This is a genomic window from Pedobacter heparinus DSM 2366, assembly GCF_000023825.1.
In the GTDB taxonomy this organism is placed as follows: domain Bacteria; phylum Bacteroidota; class Bacteroidia; order Sphingobacteriales; family Sphingobacteriaceae; genus Pedobacter; species Pedobacter heparinus.
In genome coordinates, this window is sequence record NC_013061.1 from 3,471,350 (window position 1) to 3,489,956 (window position 18,607).

Annotated in this window: 17 protein-coding genes; 9 read left to right on the forward strand and 8 right to left on the reverse strand. The window is 44.7% G+C overall.

Translation table 11 applies throughout. From position 1 onward, the window contains the following. Positions 1–11: 11 nt before the first annotated feature. A complete protein-coding gene (gene proS / locus PHEP_RS14425; protein WP_015808718.1) occupies positions 12–1,484 on the reverse strand; it encodes a proline--tRNA ligase in 1,473 nt (490 codons plus the stop codon). A gap of 104 nt (positions 1,485–1,588) precedes the next feature. Here proS and PHEP_RS14430 point away from each other — a divergent pair, with 104 nt between their 5' ends. Together PHEP_RS14430 and PHEP_RS14435 are read left to right on the forward strand one after the other, a co-directional pair. Continuing rightward, on the forward strand, positions 1,589–2,470 hold the full coding sequence (locus tag PHEP_RS14430) for a hypothetical protein (protein WP_015808719.1): 882 nt from the start codon (positions 1,589–1,591) through the stop codon (positions 2,468–2,470). An 18-nt stretch (positions 2,471–2,488) separates the two neighbouring features. Continuing rightward, on the forward strand, positions 2,489–4,003 hold the full coding sequence (locus PHEP_RS14435; protein WP_015808720.1) for an OmpP1/FadL family transporter: 1,515 nt from the start codon (positions 2,489–2,491) through the stop codon (positions 4,001–4,003). Positions 4,004–4,054: 51 nt separating this feature from the next. Here the strand turns inward: PHEP_RS14435 and PHEP_RS14440 are convergent, their stop codons facing one another. Continuing rightward, the gene (locus PHEP_RS14440; RefSeq protein WP_015808721.1) at positions 4,055–5,887 is read right to left on the reverse strand and encodes a UbiD family decarboxylase; all 1,833 of its coding nucleotides are present in this window, start codon (positions 5,885–5,887) and stop codon (positions 4,055–4,057) included. 93 nt (positions 5,888–5,980) lie between these two features. Further along, positions 5,981–6,460, reverse strand: a complete 480-nt coding sequence (locus PHEP_RS14445; protein ID WP_015808722.1) for a Dps family protein — start codon at positions 6,458–6,460, stop codon at positions 5,981–5,983. A gap of 184 nt (positions 6,461–6,644) precedes the next feature. On the opposite strand from PHEP_RS14445, the gene PHEP_RS14450 reads away from it, so the two are divergent. After that, the gene (locus PHEP_RS14450) at positions 6,645–7,826 is read left to right on the forward strand and encodes a LysM peptidoglycan-binding domain-containing protein (protein ID WP_015808723.1); all 1,182 of its coding nucleotides are present in this window, start codon (positions 6,645–6,647) and stop codon (positions 7,824–7,826) included. Continuing rightward, positions 7,816–8,457 (forward strand): uridine kinase family protein, encoded by a 642-nt coding sequence (locus PHEP_RS14455; protein WP_015808724.1) that lies wholly within the window; start codon positions 7,816–7,818, stop codon positions 8,455–8,457. Before PHEP_RS14450 ends, PHEP_RS14455 begins: the two co-directional genes overlap by 11 nt. Here the strand turns inward: PHEP_RS14455 and PHEP_RS14460 are convergent. The 5 genes from PHEP_RS14460 to PHEP_RS14480 form a co-directional block, all read right to left on the reverse strand. Beyond that, positions 8,454–9,113 (reverse strand): CoA transferase subunit B, encoded by a 660-nt coding sequence (locus PHEP_RS14460; protein ID WP_015808725.1) that lies wholly within the window; start codon positions 9,111–9,113, stop codon positions 8,454–8,456. The genes PHEP_RS14455 and PHEP_RS14460 overlap by 4 nt on opposite strands. A gap of 11 nt (positions 9,114–9,124) precedes the next feature. Continuing rightward, entirely contained in the window at positions 9,125–9,826 is a 702-nt protein-coding gene (locus PHEP_RS14465) for a CoA transferase subunit A (RefSeq protein WP_015808726.1), read from the reverse strand. A 53-nt stretch (positions 9,827–9,879) separates the two neighbouring features. Then, positions 9,880–10,977: a PQQ-dependent sugar dehydrogenase gene (locus PHEP_RS14470; RefSeq protein ID WP_015808727.1), complete on the reverse strand. Its 1,098-nt coding sequence runs from the start codon at positions 10,975–10,977 to the stop codon at positions 9,880–9,882. A gap of 63 nt (positions 10,978–11,040) precedes the next feature. Further along, a complete protein-coding gene (locus PHEP_RS14475; protein WP_015808728.1) occupies positions 11,041–13,419 on the reverse strand; it encodes an endonuclease MutS2 in 2,379 nt (792 codons plus the stop codon). 2 nt (positions 13,420–13,421) lie between these two features. Next, positions 13,422–13,949 (reverse strand): DUF4296 domain-containing protein, encoded by a 528-nt coding sequence (locus PHEP_RS14480; RefSeq protein ID WP_015808729.1) that lies wholly within the window; start codon positions 13,947–13,949, stop codon positions 13,422–13,424. A gap of 70 nt (positions 13,950–14,019) precedes the next feature. Between PHEP_RS14480 and PHEP_RS14485 the strand changes: the two genes are divergently transcribed. Genes PHEP_RS14485 through PHEP_RS14505 form a run of 5 tightly spaced genes read left to right on the forward strand, consistent with a single transcriptional unit; the run spans position 14,020 to position 18,468 of the window. Beyond that, positions 14,020–14,709 carry a YggS family pyridoxal phosphate-dependent enzyme gene (locus PHEP_RS14485; protein ID WP_015808730.1) on the forward strand — a complete coding sequence of 230 codons (690 nt, stop codon included), beginning with the start codon at positions 14,020–14,022 and terminating at the stop codon, positions 14,707–14,709. Then, on the forward strand, positions 14,706–15,182 hold the full coding sequence (locus PHEP_RS14490; RefSeq protein ID WP_015808731.1) for a GNAT family N-acetyltransferase: 477 nt from the start codon (positions 14,706–14,708) through the stop codon (positions 15,180–15,182). Before PHEP_RS14485 ends, PHEP_RS14490 begins: the two co-directional genes overlap by 4 nt. Before the next feature lie 11 nt (positions 15,183–15,193). Next, on the forward strand, positions 15,194–15,997 hold the full coding sequence (locus PHEP_RS14495) for a DUF3298 and DUF4163 domain-containing protein (protein ID WP_238326484.1): 804 nt from the start codon (positions 15,194–15,196) through the stop codon (positions 15,995–15,997). 3 nt (positions 15,998–16,000) lie between these two features. Next, positions 16,001–17,275: an aspartate kinase gene (locus tag PHEP_RS14500; protein ID WP_015808733.1), complete on the forward strand. Its 1,275-nt coding sequence runs from the start codon at positions 16,001–16,003 to the stop codon at positions 17,273–17,275. 8 nt (positions 17,276–17,283) lie between these two features. Continuing rightward, entirely contained in the window at positions 17,284–18,468 is a 1,185-nt protein-coding gene (locus tag PHEP_RS14505) for a THUMP-like domain-containing protein (RefSeq protein WP_015808734.1), read from the forward strand. The last annotated feature ends 139 nt before the right edge of the window (positions 18,469–18,607 follow it).

Here is an 18,607-nt window from a genome sequence, read left to right on the forward strand (position 1 = left end):
AATTAGCAGGCTTAATATGCCCTTGCAAATAATACACGCTGTTTAGAAGGTTTGCCCGAATAAATACAAACACCATCTTCCAGCTTATTGTTTAGCGGAACGCACCTGATGGTTGCTTTGGTCTCTTCTTTGATTTTTTGTTCCGTTTCGGGTGTTCCGTCCCAATGCGCTGCAATAAAACCAGCCTTGGTATCCAGCAGTTCTTTCAGCTCATCATAAGAATTGGCCTCGGTAATGTGCGTATCCCTGAAGTTTAAAGCTTTATTATAGATGTTTTCCTGGATTTCTTCCAGCAGCTGGGCAATAAAGATCTCGAGCCCATCCTGCAATACAGTCTGTTTTTCCCTGGTATCCCTGCGGGCCAGTTCCACGGTTCCGTTTTCCATATCGCGGCCACCAATGGCCAGACGTACAGGAACACCCTTTAACTCATATTCTGCAAATTTAAAGCCCGGACGCTGCGTGTCACGGTCGTCATATTTTACCGAAATGCCCATTCTTTTCAGTTTTGCGATCAGCTCGTCTACAAAACCGGTTATATTTTTCAACTCTTCCTCATGCTTATAGATCGGAACGATCACCACCTGTATAGGTGCCAGTTTTGGCGGCAATACCAGACCTGCATCGTCGCTGTGCGCCATGATCAAAGCCCCCATTAAACGGGTAGACACCCCCCAGGAACTGGCCCATACATGTTCAATTTTACCTTCTTTATTGGTAAATTTCACATCAAAAGCTTTGGCAAAGTTCTGGCCCAGGAAATGGGAAGTACCGGCCTGCAATGCTTTTCCATCCTGCATTAAAGCCTCAATACAATACGTATCCAATGCACCGGCGAAGCGTTCATTAGGGGTTTTTACCCCTTTTACGACAGGCACAGCCATCCATTGCTCGGCAAAGTCGGCATATACATCCAGCATTTTCCGTGTTTCTTCAACGGCCTCATCGGCTGTGGCATGCGCAGTATGGCCTTCCTGCCACAAAAACTCGGTAGTACGCAAAAACAGGCGAGTACGCATTTCCCAGCGTACCACATTGGCCCATTGGTTGACCAGGATAGGCAGGTCACGGTACGACTGGATCCAGCCTTTATAAGTGTTCCAGATAATAGTTTCAGAGGTTGGCCTCACAATCAGTTCTTCTTCTAATTTTGCCGTCTCATCTACGATGATGTTTCCATTTCCATCATTTTTCAGCCGGTAATGTGTCACAACGGCACATTCGGTGGCAAAACCCTCAACATGTGAAGCTTCTTTTGAAAAAAATGACTTAGGGATGAATAAAGGAAAATAAGCATTGCTATGGCCTGTATCTTTAAATTTCTGGTCTAAAACCGCCTGCATCTTCTCCCAAATGGAATATCCATAGGGTTTTATGACCATACATCCCTTAACAGAGGAATGCTCTGCCAGGTCGGCTTTTATAACAATGTCGTTATACCACTGTGAATAATCTTCGTTTTTACTAGTAATACCTTTGCTCATAGCTGTTTGGAACGTTTTTTGTGTTAAATGACTTGTAAAGTAGGCTACAAATCTATAAATTTATACCTACAAAAAAACACAACACACAAAGAAGGGATATAGTTATGAAAGCAATTAATTTATTCACCGGCATGGCACTCACAGCGATAGTTGTGGCGTCGTGTTCTGCGCCCAGGTTAGCGCAGCAAAATTCGAATGATGATGTTTATAACTCAGTGGCGAAGGCTAAGGAATATAGACAGCAGGTACCGGTAAAAGAATCGGAGTACAATGCTCAGGATGATTATTATGGCACCAGTGATCCTTATTATGATATGGATTACTCTTCACGTATCAACAGATTTTCTTATGCCAACCCTTCATGGAGAAGCTATTACGATCCCTATTTTGATGGCGGATGGTATGGCAACTACGGTATGTCGTTGGGCTTAGGCTTTGGTTTAAGTCCTTTCTGGGGCTCTATGTGGAGCTCGCCATATTACGGCTGGGGCAATTATTATTCTCCTTTTTATGGTTATAACGGCTGGGGCTACAACAATTTCATAGGTGGCGGCTATTATGGCGGTGGCTACTGGGGTGGCGGTTATTATACAGGCAGAACCACTAATGTACCGGATTACAGGGCAAGACCCGCCAGAGGGGGCAGCAATGGCTACAATGGCACCAGGGGGAATGCAGAATACCTTTCTCCAAGATCAAGCGCAAGGGGACAAAACAATGCCGGCAATACAGCAGTAAGTTCAGGCCGTCCATCAAGGGGCAGCAGTGGTACTACACAACGTACTACCGAAAGTTCAAGACCGGGCAGCTCAGAAATGTCCAGACCAAGCAGGACTGAAACCTCGAGACCCGCTCCTACCTACACTCCTCCGTCAAGGGGCAGCGAAGGCAGCTCATCAGGCGGAAGCTATGGTGGTGGTTCATCGGGTGGCGGTGCAGGTGGTGCAGGCGGCGGTGGCAGACCATCAAGAGGTGGTGGCAGATAATTTTAGCGAAATACACAGATGAAGAAATTTACACAAATGCTAATGGTAGCTATGGTAGCTACCACTGGCACAACATACGCGCAGTACGCAGGCGATGCCATACGGTTTTCCAATGGAAATTATGGCAGTTCGGCAAGGTTTAAAGGAATGGGAAATGCCCAGATTGGGGTGGGTGGCGACATGAGTTCCTTAGGTGGCAACCCTGCAGGCCTGGGTCTTTTTACACGGTCGGAGTTCAGCTTTACACCAGAATTTAACAGTGCGGGTTCAAAATCTGACTTTCTGGGCAACAGGACAAACGATTCAGGCAATAAATTAAATGTAAACCAGGCCGGTGTGGTATGGTACAACCCTACCTATAGGATACAGGGAGAAAACACCAATAAAGGTGTGCTCAGCACTGTATTTGGCATAGGGTTTAACAGAAATGCTGATTTTACCCAGCATTATACTTATGGTGGCGACAATACAGCCAATTCCATGCGGAATTATTTTGCCGAGCTGGCCAATGGTTCGAAAAACCAGCAGGGCGACCTTGCTGCAAAATCATTGGAAAATTATGCTTTTGAAGATTATCTGATCAATTTCAATACGCCGGGCAACGCCAATAACTATACCACAAACGGTGTAACCGGGGCCAATCAGGTTAAAAAACAGATCTCATCCGGAGGTACTTCTGAACTGAACTTTTCAGGGGCACTGAACATCTCTAACCAGTTGTACATTGGGGCAAGCATTGGGATGGTGAATGCACGTTATACCAGCGATGCAGAATTTACAGAAAAGGGTACCGTAAACCCTTACGACCCTACAGACGGTTTTACAGGAAACGAGAATTATAGTTTTACATATGCGCAAAACCAGGAAACCAAAGCTTCCGGGGTTAACGGACGTTTGGGGATGATTTTCAGGCCGGCAGGCAATTTCAGGATCGGTGCCACTTTTCAGACCCCAACCTGGCTATATGTAGAAGACATCTATGCTGAAAATTTGTATACTACACTGTCGGGCGAGCGTTTCCCTAGCCGGAACGCACTCAATTACAGTTACAACTACCGTTTAAAAACCCCTTTAAAAGGGTCTTTGGGCGCAAGTTATGTAATTGGGGGCCAGGCCATACTTTCTGCTGATGTAGACTTTATTGATTATGCCAGTACCCGTTTTTCTCAGGATGGTGGTGGTACTCCTGACCAGACCATTATGGACAACAATGCAGATATAAAAAGACTGTATACTTCGGCAGTAAACTACAGGGTTGGTGGCGAGTATAAGCTCAATAACCTAAGCTTAAGAGCAGGTTATGGCTTAAATGGCAGTCCATTAAAGGATGATACCCAGAACATATTTGACACCAAATATTACAGTGCTGGTTTAGGCTACCGCGTAAACGAGTATTATATAGATCTGGCCTACCAGCGTGTAGAGTCTCAGGACAGGGTAAGTCCTTACAGCCTTAACAATGGTACAGAACCTGTAGCCAGTCTGAAAAATGCAAACAACAATGTATTCCTTACTTTCGGAATCCGTTTTTAACAGCTTTATCCTATTGTCATAAAGGCCGGGGTTTTCCAACTCCGGCTTTTTTTATAGTATACCGTATAAAGAGGCCCCTTTAAGCCCCAGCCGTTCTATGTGTTTTTCTACCCTTTCATCCCTGATCAGCTCGGGTGCATGGTGCGGTTTTTTACGGGCATCAATAATCAGCGGCCCGCTGCAGCCCCAGTGCTTATTGTGGATAAAGCTGCCCAGTCCATGTACATCTGCTGCCGGATTGCTCCGTGTAAAGGTAACCCAGACCAGGTTGCTGATATTTCTGGCTGTAAATTCCTGATCGTCACAAAGTACAATTAAAGCCAGACCATCAAGCTGCTGACCTTTTAAATGCTGTTCCAGTAATACCAGTTCCTGCTCGGTATGCCCCTGATCTGTATAAGGCCTGGCCTTAAGGGCCAGCACGCCAGGAATGGCCATCTGGTAGTGGTTAAAGGGTTCAGGCAGGCTAAAGCCTTTGGGCAGCTCATTTGCCAGTATTCTTTTTTGTGCCCCTGCGGCGGCAAAAACAACTTTTGAACCACTGTTAAGTCCATCTCCACTGTAATCCAGCGTATCTATAGTGGTGTTGGTATGGAAATGAAGATCAGTCCTGAAATCCATCCTCGAAAGCACATGCTGCATAAAGGCAGAAAGATCGTGCGTATCCAGGTGTTCATCATCTTCCCTGGCAGCAATAAATAGATATTTAGCCAGACTAAGCTGATTTTTTCCTAGAATATGATTGGCAATGGTCAGGATCTCCTGTGGCCTGCGGTCTTTCAGAAAAGGAGTATACCTTTCGCTGCCTATGGCAAAAAGCAAAGGATGTACACCTGCTGCATCCACTGCATTAACTTCTTTTAAGCCATGGATCTCTTTGGGCAGGGCCGATCCGGCAATTTCATGGATCAGTGCGCCAAAGCTGGTATCTTCCTGGGGTGGCCTGCCCACTACGGTAAACGACCAGACCGCATCTTTGCGGTGGTATACATTGTGCACCTTCATCAAGGGAAAAGGATGCGTAAGGCTGTAATAACCCAGGTGATCACCAAAAGGCCCTTCCGGTTTATTTTCCTGCGGATAGACCATACCGGTGATGACAAAGTCGGCATCGGCCGAAAGGCAAAAACCTTCTTCGTCGTAAAAATAGCGGAACCTTCTGTTGCCCAGTGCACCGGCAAAGGTCATTTCCGAAAGTCCTTCAGGTAAAGGCATTACCGCAGCCAGCGGATGTGAAGGTGGCCCGCCCACAAAAATGCTGACCTTTAAAGGCTGGCCTTTGGCATTGGCTTTACTCTGGTGTACCCCTATTCCACGATGGATCTGGTAGTGGAGCCCAATTTCTTTGTCCCGGATATAATCATTGCCGGCCAGCTGGATCCGGTACATGCCCAGATTGGCATTCAGGATACCAGGCTTGTCTATATCTTCTGTATACACCTGCGGCATGGTGATAAAAGGCCCGCCATCCATAGGCCAGTTTACGATCTGCGGGAGGGCGCTGATGCTTGTTTTACTGAATACCGACTTAAAACTCAGCTTTAAAGGGAGGGCCGTAAGGGCAGTAAACCCGATACCCGGTAATTTTAAAGGATTTTTAAGTGCCTTAATCGGATCGGCACGCAGGTTTACCAGCTGTTCTACTTTGGGCAGACTGTCCCTGAACATGAATTTAGCACGTTCAAGCGTTCCGAACAGATTGGAAACCGCCGGAAATTTACTGCCCTTAATGTTTTCAAAAAACAATGCGGGGCCATTTTGTTCATAAACACGAAGGTGGATCTGAGCCATTTCCAGGTAAGGATCTACCTCTTCTTTGATCCGGATTAAATGACCATGTTTTTCCAGGTCTGCAACACAATCTGCTAAACTTTGATATCCCATTACAGCCAAAGGTATTAAAGAATTATGGTTTTATGTAGCTGTTAAACAGAAAAGCCCCGCTTGCAGGCAGGGCTTTTCTGTTTAATGTCAGTATTATTTCTTACCGGCAAAGGAGCGCAGCATCCAGGTATTTTTTTCTTTAAACTGCATAAACCTGTTTACCATATCGTTGGTGCCATCGTCGCTGGCCTTATCTGTAGCTTCCAGCAGCTCACGTTCCATTTCAATCAGTTTGGCCATATCGTCCAGAATGGCATCTACCATATCCAGGTCTTTCATGCCTATCGTATCGATCTCTTTGATGGCCGATTCTTTAATGTAATCTGCAAAGCGGCTGTGTGGCGGCTTGCCCAAAGTAAGTACTCTTTCGGCTATCTCATCAATAGTTAGCTGTGCATTGGTATATAACTCTTCAAATTTGATGTGTAAAGTAAAAAAATTCTGGCCTTTGATGTTCCAGTGACACCCTCTTAATTTCTGGTAATGGATATGATAATTAGCCAGGTAATCATTTAACATATCTACTACTGGTTTTACTTGTTTTTCGTTTAAACTGATTTCTTTTGCGTCCATGGTATTTATTTTAGATTTATTCCTGAGATCAGGGTCCTGGAGGTATAACAGTCAACTTAAAAAATGGTTTTCAAAAATCTGCATTTACAGGCAATAGGACAATAAAAAGAACGTTTAATAATCGAATTCGACGCTTTATTTATATTATTCGTATAATTGCCCTTTAAAATTTATAAAGACATTAATGCACAAATATTATATAGTATCCGTATTCGCCCTGCTTTTAAACCTGTCGACATTCTCGGCAAGCGCCGAGAGCACCAGAGATTCGATAGGGGTAGAAAACCACAATGGAAAAAAACTAATTGTACACCAGGTTGTTGCCAAGGACACCTATTACTCCATAGCCAGGCGCTACAATGTATCCCCTAAAGACATCATGACCTATAACGACAGCAAATTTTTACAAATTGGCGTCATCGTTAAAGTACCTACCAATGTTCCTTTTAACAGTACCGTAACCCCTCCGGGTAAAACAGGTAAAGCCCAGGTTACAACACCTGCAGCTGCTGTTGCCACTGAAGGCGGGCTGACGGAGCATATCGTACAGAAAAAGGAAAACCTGAACATGCTGGCCGAGAAATACGGTACCACAGTAAATGAGATTAAGCGGGTAAACAACCTGAATTCCATCAACCTGCAAATTGGCCAGGTGCTCAAAATCCCCGGAAAACCAGCAGAACAGGAACCTGTTCAAACGGCCCAGGTACCAGTTGTACAACCCAGAAAAGAAGAAACACCGGTAAAAACGTCTATCCCTCCTGAAAACAGGTATAAAAAACCGGAGCAGCAGCCTGCAAAAAAAGAAGCCGCCCAGGAAAAGCCCGAAGAACTTGTGGTACATACCGTAGCTTCTAACGAAACCATTTATTCTATTGCTACCACCTATAAAATGACTATGGACCAGCTAAAGGCCAAAAACAACCTGACAGACAATGCGCTGCATGTTGGCCAGAAGCTGCTGATCAGGGGACAATATCCGGTAAAAGGTGCTTATACGCCGGCCGAAAGCAGTGCAGATACGCTGAAATCTATAAAAGATCCGGCATTAAGGTATCCTGCAAGCCGGTACGGATTGAACCAGGTGGATGAAAAAGGAACAGGGATCTGGATTGCAGATGCAGACCTTGACCCTTCAAAAATGCTGGTGCTGCACCGCACTGCCCCAATAGGTACGGTGATGAAAATCACCAATCCCATGACCAACAGGTCTACCTTCGCTAAAGTTGTTGGTAAATTCACAGAAAATGAATCGACAAAGGATGTGATCATTGTAATGACTAAAGCTGTTGCTGATGCACTGGGTGCTTTGGACAAACGATTTTATTGCAATTTAACCTACGGCGGACAAGACAATGAACAATAAGCCTTTCCTGATTGGTATTGCCGGTGGCAGCGGTTCTGGCAAAACCTTTTTTTTAAATTCCTTTTTACATCATTTTAAGCAGGATGAAGTTACCCTGGTCTCGCAGGATGATTATTACTTTCCGGCCGGCGAAATGACGCAGGAAGAGAACAAATTATACAACTTTGACCTGCCCTCAACCATAGACCATGAACAGTTTTTGCTCGACATTAAAAAACTGATGAAAGGTGAGGTTATCTACAAAAAGGAATATAATTTTAACAACCCCCTGGCGGTTACAAAGATCCTGGAGATCAACCCGGCACCAATCATTATTGTAGAAGGACTTTTCATTTTACATTTTAAGGAAATAGCCGGCCTGCTGGACCACAGGATTTTTGTGGAAGCAGAAGACGGAGTAGCGTTGCAGCGCCGCATTAAACGCGATGGCATGGAACGCGGCTATCCTGAAGAGGATGTTTTATACAAATGGCACAACCATGTTGTACCCGCCTACAGGGAGTTTTTGCTGCCTTACAAGGAAAGCTGCGACACCATTGTGGTCAATAACCAGGATACCCCCGACGACATCATCCGGATCACAGAAGAAATTTCTGCAGACCTGAAAAAAGAATATTGCAACAAAGACTAAGTCAGCACCATTTCCGGCACATGGTCAGCAGCAAACAGCTTACCGGTGGTAGATTGCTTAATAAAATCGACGCTCACACCCGGGGCCCTTTCAATTAATTTAAAACCACCTTCAGGCAATACATCCAGTACTGCCAGTTCTGTTACTATTTTTTTAATGCACCTTACCCCTGTTAAGGGCAGGGTACACTGGGGCAGCAATTTGCTTTCGCCGGCCTTGTTTACATGCTGCATGGCCACAATAATATTTTTGGCAGAGGCCACCAGGTCCATAGCACCGCCCATGCCCTTCACCATTTTACCCGGGATTTTCCAGTTGGCAATGTCGCCATTCTCCGACACTTCCATAGCACCCAGAATGGTCAAATCTATTTTCTGGCTCCTGATCATTCCGAAACTCAGGGCAGAATCAAATATGGACGATCCCGGCAAAGTAGTAATGGTCTGTTTACCGGCATTGATCAGGTCGGCATCTTCTTCACCTTCAAAAGGAAAAGGCCCCATGCCCAGCAAGCCGTTTTCCGACTGCAGGACGACATTTATTCCCTCGGGAATATAATTGGCCACCAGTGTTGGAATACCAATGCCTAAGTTCACATAATATCCGTCGCGTATTTCTTTTGCGATACGCTGCGCAATTCCGTTCTTATCCAGCATATTTTATGGGCTTATCCTTTGGTCCTTACTGTACGTTGTTCTATTCTTTTTTCATAAGCCGGGCCCTGAAAAATACGGTGTACAAATACACCTGGGGTATGTACCTGGTCGGGATCAAGCCCGCCAGCTTCCACCAGCTCTTCCACCTCGGCAATGGTAACTTTACCCGCCATGGCCATTACCGGGTTAAAGTTCCTGCTGGTCGACCTGTAGATCAGGTTTCCCGCAGTATCCCCTTTCCAGGCTTTTACGATAGCAAAATCTGCCTCAAAGGCATATTCCATCAGGTAATCCTTACCTTTAAAATTTCTGATCTCTTTACCTTCCGCTACTTCTGTACCCACCCCTGCCGGAGTAAAAATGGCCGGCATACCATAACCCGCAGCCATACATCGGGTAGCCAGTGTGCCCTGAGGGATCAGCTCTACTTCCAGCTCAGCACTCAGCAGCTGACGTTCAAATTCTGCATTTTCACCTACATAAGAAGAGATCATCTTTTTTACCTGGCGCTGCTGCAGCATTAAACCTATTCCAAAATCATCTACACCGGCATTATTAGAAATACAGGTTAAACCTTTAACCCCCTTTTTTACCAGTGCAGCAATACAGTTTTCGGGAATACCGCATAAACCAAAGCCACCAAGCATCAGGGTGCTGCCATCTTCGATGTCTTTTATCGCTTCTTCAGCACCTGAAACAACTTTATTGATCATATCATTAGATTTTGCTGCTAAATTATACTATATCCGGCGTACCGGCCAAATGTTTAGTTGATTTCTATGATCTTATCGTTGCTGCCATTGCTGCTGCCTATGTATATTTTGCCGTCGGGCGACTGGCATATGGCCCTTAAGCGGCCAAATTCATTGACAAAAAAATCTTTGCTGCCCAATATTTTATCACCCGCCTCATTCAGTTTAAGCTGGGTAAATTTAGAGGCCTTTAAACTGAGCAGCAGCAATGAATTTTTAAACTGGGGAATCAGATCGGAATTGTAATAGGTTAATCCGGATGTGGCAATAGTAGGTGTCCAGGCCATCAGCGGCTCTACCACATTGTTGGCGCTGCAAAAAGTCTGCTCGGCAGGTTTATCGCAAAAACCTTCCACATTTGGCCAGCCATAGTTACGGCCCTTCAGGATCAGGTTTACTTCATCATCATTGTTTGGCCCATGTTCCGATGCATAGAGCTTAGCGCCCACCTGCACCAGTCCCTGCGGATTGCGGTGCCCGTAAGTCCATATCCTGTTGTTCGCTATCGGATTATCCACAGGAATGCTGCCATCCATATTTACGCGTAATATTTTACCTGATAAAGAAGCGGTATTTTGCGCATTTGCAGCTTCACTGGCATCACCAGTGCTGATGAAAAGCTTTTGGTCATTGCTGATCAGCAACCTGGACCCGTTATGGATGGAGGATGCGGGGATAAGGTCGAGAATGGTTAATGGCGAGGTTAAGGCAGTACCCGAATAGGTATAGCGCACTACCTTTTCTTTATAGCCCGAAGCAGAATTGTAATTGTATACCACATATACCCATGGATTGGTGCTAAACTGTGGGTTTATAGCCATACCCAGCAGGCCACCTTCACCATTGGACACCACATCGGGCACATTCAGCAGCAGGCTCACTGCACCTGTCTGCGGGTTAACGCGACTGATCTTACCAGCCCTTTCGGTGATCCACAACTGCTGATCGGGGCCATAAACCATTTCCCATACATGCGACAGGCCGGAACTTACCGTTCTGGTCTTTAATTCCACATCGGGCAGCTGTTCGCCGTCAGGGGTATTGGATTTGTTCTTTTTACAGGCAAAAAAAGCCATTAAAAGGGCAAACATACTTATAGCGAGGATTTTCATGAGCAATGGATTTGATGAATAAATTGGGTTACCTTAAATATAACACACTCATTTTAAATATGTTTAATTAAAATAAACATAAGTAATCCCATCGCCACCCCTGTCGGCATGCTCATCCTCTACCCTGTTCACCTGGCTGTACTTTTTCAGGTAATCCCTGATCAGCTTTCTCAAAATACCATCCCCCTTACCATGGATGAGCTTTACAAAAGGAAAACCAAGCATAATGGATTTGTCCAGGTACTTTTCTACCTCGTGCAAAGCATTTTCACCCCGCATGCCCCTAAGGTCCAGTTCGGCATTAAAATTACTGATGGCCTCAGCAACGCTGCCGGTATAAGAATTCCGCTGTGCGGCTTTTTTAGCCTCCCTGTTGCTGATCTTAAATACCCTGTTCTTTTTGAGCACCGAACGCAGGTCGCCCAGCGCAAGCACCAGGTTGTCCCTGTTGATCTCCAGTACCTGGCCTGTGGTTTCACTGTCCTTCAGCTGCACCCAATCGCCTACTTCTATTGGTGTATTTAAGTTTAAAGGGCTAACCGGCTCGGGCTTTTTGTCTTCCCGTACCTGGTTTTGCACCAGCACCTGTTGCAGGTTTTGCCGCAGCTGTTTGGTTACCGCTTTATCGGCCTGCTTTTCCTTAATTTCGGCAATGGTATTTTCAACCAGCTTATTGGCATTTTTAATGATGTTCTGTGCTTCCAGCTTGGCCTCTTTGATCAGTATCTTTTTATTGTCGTCCAGAAAAGCCTTCAGCTTTTCATTCTCGGCCACCAGGTTTTTTACCTTGTTCTGCTGGTTAGATAAATTCAGTTTGGTATCGTAGATCTGTTTTTTCTCGCGTTCCAGGTCTACCAGCAAACTGTCTATCCTGTTCTGGTTGGTGCCTGTTTTGGCCCTTGCCAAATCCAGCACTTCCTTTTGCAGGCCTATATTCTGGGCTATCTCAAAAGCATAAGAACTACCGGGCTTGCCAATCTCCAATATATACAGGGGCTTCATCCGGTCGTTGTCAAACAACATAGAGGCATTTTCCAGTCCGGGTGTATTGCCAGCAAACAACTTTAAATTGGAATAGTGGGTAGTGATTACCCCCCTTGCCTTTTTATTGTTCAGCACTTCCAGCACCGCCTCGGCCATTGGTCCGCCAAACTGCGGATCAGTACCTGTACCAAACTCATCGATCAGTACCAGCGATTTTGGTGTGGCATGGGCCACAAAATAGCGCATTTTGGTTAAATGAGCACTGTAGGTACTCAAATCACTTTCTATCGACTGGTCGTCACCAATATCTGCAAATATATTGTCGAATATTCCTACCTCACTGGATTCATGAACGGGGATCAGTAAGCCCGACTGTACCATTAACTGCAACAGGCCCACCGTTTTCATGCATACCGATTTACCTCCGGCATTGGGGCCGGATACCAGTACAATTCTCAGTTCCTCGTTGATGTGGATGTTCAAAGGCACCACCGTTTTTTTGTCTTCCTTAAAGGAAAGATACAATAAAGGGTGCCTGGCATTGACCAGCCTGGTTTTTGCCGCATTGATCAGTACCGGCATATCGGCCTCTACATCAATGGCAAACAAGGCTTTTGCCCTTACAAAATCAAGTTTCGTTAAAAAACCATGGTACGACAGCAGCAAAGGTGTATAAGGCCTCAGTTCAGTGGTCAGCGCAATCAGTATCCTGATGATCTCCCTGCGCTTGTCAAACTCCAGGTCCCTGAGCTTATTGTTTAAGGTAAAAACCTCTTCCGGTTCAATGTAAACCGTTTGTCCGCTTGCCGATTCGTCGTGTACAAAGCCTTTTAGCTTACGCTTGTTTTCGGCCAGCACAGGGATACACATCCTGCCATCGCGGATGGTCAGACTGCCATCGGCCACCCAGTTGTTGCTTACCGCCTGCTTATAGATCGAGTCCATCCGCTTACGCACATCCTGTTCTGCTTTGGCAATATCGCCAATAATGTTTTGCAGTGCCGGCGAAGCATTTGGTTTTATTTTACCCTTTGGGTCAAGTACGGTTTCAATCTTTTTAAGGATATTTTTTTCTACCGGAAGGTGTTCAAACAAAGCTTCCAGATTGGGATAAACAGCGGCACGTTCTTCAAAGAAGCGCAATACCGAAAACACCGTTTGCAAAGAGGCGTACATCTGGTGCAGCTCTTCTTCTACCAGGTAAGTGCCTTCTACCCTGATCTTATCGGCCAGACTTTTAATGTCAAAAAAGGTACTGATCTGCAAAGGTTCCTGGTTTTCAAGAATACTTTTGAACTCCTGCGTTTGCCGCAAAAATTTGTTGATCTGGTCAAACTTGGCCATCACCTGCATTTTTGCCACCATTTGCTGCCCCATCGGGCTTAAACAATGTTTGTGGATAAGCTGTTTTACCTCATTAAAACCCAAACGCTCCAAACAATTCTCCGGATATAACATACTTATTTTAAATCTTTTGGCCCCTTGTAGCCCATCTTTAATTTGATCACCTCCCTGCTTTCAACCGGCAAATCGCGGCTCCTGGCAGAATCTCTTAACAAAAAGTTGGCCCAAAAAAGAGAATCTGCCTTTCTTGTAGAGTCCTGCAATGCCTTTCGTCTTATCTTTAATACCTCATTTGCATTCAGCAGTGAATCGGCTTTTTCAATGACATTCATTTCTTTTTTCAGCTCGCCCACTACCTTACCGTAAATTGCGCTTAAGACTTTAGGATCATCGTAATAATAGGCCATACTGCGACTGTACAATGCCGAGTCTATATTGTATTTTTTATAAATCCCCTTGTAATAGGCGGCTGCAATCATTTTGGCCGAATCGGGGCGGCCCACATTGTTAACAACTGCATCTGTCAGATGGATATCGTGCAATACCATAGCCATCTCATCCGGCTGTATGATATCCTTGGGTATACCCGGTTTACAGCCAGAAACAGAAAAAATAACAACTATGCTATACAGAATTTTCCTCATTATGTTAAAACATCATTATTTCTTAGACAAAGTTCGCTAAGGTTATTAATTTTACCAAAAATACTGATAAATGAGTATAGCAGATAACTTATTAAAATATAAAAGCGAACTGGACCCGGCAGGTGTTAAATTAATTGCAGTTTCCAAGTACCAGGAAGCCGATGCAGTTTTAGAAGCCTATAATGCCGGACAAAGGATATTTGGAGAAAACATTGTACAGGAACTGGTTGATAAACAAGCTAAACTACCGCAGGATATTGAATGGCACCTGATCGGTCATTTGCAGACCAATAAGGTGAAATACATAGCACCATTTATCAGCCTGATCCAATCTGTTGACAGTTTAAAATTACTGGCCGAGATCAATAAGCAGGCGGCAAAAAACAAAAGGGTGATCGATTGCCTGCTGCAGATCTATATTGCAGATGAGGATACCAAGTTTGGGCTGGGCTTTGACGAAGCGATAGAACTGCTGCGTTCGGAAGAATTTGAAGCCATGAAAAACGTGCGCATTACCGGGGTAATGGGCATAGCCAGTAACCATGCTTTGGAAAAACAAACATCAGATGAGTTTCATGAACTTAAAGTGCTGTTTGACGGGATTAAACTAAGCTTTTTTAGAAAGACTGCTCATTTTAAGGAGATTTCTATGGGCATGTCGGGCGATTATAAACTGGCCGTTGAACAGGGCAGCACCATGGTACGCATAGGCAGCAGTATTTTTGGAAAAAGACGGATTAAACATTATACAGTAGAATGAGCATAAATATAAGAGTAGCAGTAAAAGAAGATTGTGCCAGATTGCTGGAACTGGTAAATGAACTGGCCGTTTATGAAAAGGCACCGGAAGAAGTAACCGTAACACTGGACGAATTTATTGATGCGGGTTTTGGCAAAACCAAGGTTTGGGACGCTTTTATAGCAGAAGAAGATGGCTTTATTGCAGGGTTTGCCATTTATTATACGCGGTATTCGACCTGGAAAGGCCGCCGCCTGTACCTGGAAGATTTTATTGTAACAGAAGCCTACAGGGGCAAAGGGATCGGAAAACTGCTTTTTGAAGCCGTCATTAAAGAGGCCGGAGAAAAGGGCTTTAAAGGCATGAGCTGGCAGGTGCTGGACTGGAACCAGCCGGCCATTAATTTTTACAATAAATACAATGCACAGCTTGAAGCAGGTTGGTTAAATGCCGCTTTTTCGACAGAAAAATTGGCCGAACTGCAAAATACATGAAACATATGCCAATGAAAAAACTATATATATTGCTGGTGGCGGCCAGTTTTGCGGCATGCCAGAGCGAACAAAAAGCTGGCAGCAATACAGATTCGACCATCATTGCCGCTGCAGAACAGCTCTCTTTTAAGTACGACTCCGTAAAAGTTTACAGTCAGCACCCCATCAGCAGCGAAAATGTAAAGGACACTACAAAAGCAGTGCTCTCTTACCCTGTATTTGCCGATCAGAAAATAAACCAGTTTATTGAACAAAAAGTAATGAACTCCGCCAATGAAGGTGAACATTACAGTTCTTATCAGGATTTTAGTGAAGCCTTTGTGAAGAACTTTGATGATTTCAGTAAGGAAAACAAGGATTATGCACAAACCTGGTTTATGAATGGCAAGGTAGAAGTTGCTGCCCGGCAGCCCCGTTACCTGTCCTTTTTATACACCTTTATCAATTACGAAGGCGGGGCACATCCCAACACTGTTTTTACCTACCTGAACTATGATCCGGTAAGTCACCAGGAAATTGTGCTCGACACGCTGATCAAGCCCGGAAGTATGCCCGCTTTAACGGCAGTAGCAGAAAAGATCTTCAGAAAAAATGAAAAGATTCCGCCCTCAGCAAGCCTGAAAGACAATTATTTTTTTGAAAACGATAAGTTCAGTCTGAACCAGAATTTCACCATCACCAAAGAAGGATTAAAGTTTCTTTACAATCCGTACGAGATCAAAGCCTATGCTTATGGCACAACTGAACTGCTGATCCCCTTTGCCGAACTGAAAGAAATTGCAAGACCCAACAGCTTATTAAACCCTAGAGATTAACAGATGAAAGTATTTAAATTTGGTGGCGCATCTGTAAAAGATGCCGAAGGAATAAAAAACGTTTCATCTATTATCAACAGTCATAGCGGCAATGAACTGCTGGTGGTGGTTTCTGCCATGGGCAAAATAACCAACCAGCTGGAAGACCTGTACAGGGCATATCTGAATGGCCAGGACGACATGCAGCAAATATTTGAAAACATTAAACTGTATCATTTCAATGTGCTGCACCAATTGTTTGCCGACCATAACCATCCGGTATATGACGAGGTGATGAACACCTTTGTAGAAATAGACTGGCTGATTGAAGAAGAACCCGATGATGCGGCCGATTACATTTACGACCAGATCGTATCTATCGGCGAGATTGTCTCTTCTAAAATACTGGCCGCATGGCTGGCCACCTTACGCAGTGATGTAAAATGGCTGGATGCCCGCAACTATGTGCATACCGACAATACCTACCGCGAGGGATTGGTAAACTGGGACAAGACTGAAGCGGAGATCAGCAAGAACCTGGTGCCATTGCTGCAGCAAAACATAGCGGTTACCCAGGGTTTTATTGGCAGTACCAGTGAAAATTTTACCACTACGCTGGGCCGTGATGGCTCTGATTATTCGGCGGCCATATTTTCTGCCTGCTTAAATGCAACATCACTTACCATATGGAAAGATGTACCGGGCGTATTAAATGCCGACCCAAAATGGTTTGATGAGACAGAAAGGATCCCGCAGCTTTCTTATCATGATGCAATAGAGCTGGCCTATTATGGGGCAACCATTATCCATCCCAAGACCATCAAGCCTATCCAGAACAAAAGCATTCCTTTATACGTACGCTCTTTTTTGCATCCTGAAGCCGAGGGTACCGACATTACAGACCTGAAGAACCACCTGCCTGTCCCTTCCTTTATATTTAAGGTAAACCAGGCGCTGATCTCTATTTTTCCAAAAGATTTTTCTTTCATCATTGAAGAGAACCTGAGCGATATTTTCAGCCTTTTCCATAAACACCGGGTTAAAATCAATACCATGCTCAACTCGGCCATCAGTTTCTCCATCAGCTTTGACCATGATGCACTGAAACTGGAGCATTTAATGGCCGACCTGTCCAGGCACTATAAGGTAAAATACAATACCGGTGTAGAGCTGGTGACCATCAGGTATTACAACCAGGAAACCATAGATCGGGTTACGGTAAATAAAAACATACTTCTGGAAGTGAAAAGCAGGAATACCTGCCAGATTGTAATGCGCGACAAAGTAAAAACGGAATAAACAGGCTATTGAACAAGCACATTTTAGATAAAGCCGTTCAGGAATACATCAGCAAACACCTAACTGAGGATGTACATAAAATGGCTATGGCCAAAAGTCCCTTTAAGGAAGTGGATGCCCGGGAACTGGCCGGGCAGATTGCCGCAAAAAACAAATCCTTTAAAAAATTACCTTCCTGGTACAGGCAGGAGGGCATTTATTACCCCCCAGTCCTTTCTGTTGAACAATGTTCTTCTGAAACTACAGCTGCTTATAAAGCGGGACTGGCGGTTGGCGATAACCTGATTGACCTTACCGGGGGTTTTGGGGTAGACAGCTGTTATTTTGCCAGGGTACTGAAAACGGTAACCCATTGCGAGATCAATACTGAACTGTCTGAAATAGCGGCACACAATGCCCAGGTACTGGGACTGACGAACATACAGTTTCTGGCCATCGATGGCATTGCATTTCTTAAAACCAGTGGAAAGCCATACGATTCCATTTATATCGATCCTGCCAGAAGAAGCACAGCCGGAAAAGTTTTTATGCTGAAGGACTGTACACCCAATGTGGTGGAACACCTGGATTTACTGCTGTCCTGCGCTCAACGCATTATTGTTAAAACCGCTCCCCTGCTTGACCTTACTGCCGGTTTAAAGGAACTCAAAAACGTAGCAGAAATTCACATCGTAAGTCTGCGGAATGAACTGAAGGAATTGCTTTGGGTGATGGAAAAAAAAGCCACGCCGCCGGTTAAAATTGTTTGCCGCATGCTGAACGGGCCCCATAAAGGTTTCAGTTTTTACAGGGGGGATGAAGAAAGCAGCCATGCACAGCTGCTTGCGGGAAATCCGTCGGGCTATCTGTACGAGCCCGATGTTGCCTTGCTGAAAAGCGGGGCCTTTAACCTGATCGCACAGGCCTATGGCCTGAAAAAATTAGATACCCAAACCCAGCTTTATACTTGCGAACTGGTAAATGACCGTTTCCCGGGAAGGATATTTAAGATCAACCGCTGCATCAGTCCGGGCGAGCTCAAAAAAGAAAAGCAGCTGTACGGAAATGTCATCGTCAGAAATTACCGGGACAAGGCCGAAAACCTGGTCAAAAAGTATAAGATCAAAGCCGACAATGAGCAGTTCCTTATTTTTACCCGCAGCAAGAGCGAAGGTTATGTGGTCATTGATGCCAGCATTGTACAACATTATTAGTCGGCCAAAACCAGGATCTCCCCTACTTTTAATCAACAAAAGCTTTGCAACACCATTTTTTAACATTCTTTAACAAACTTTAACACTTGCAAAGAATTGTATCCTAATGATTTAATTATTTTTGATTAACCCTAAATCA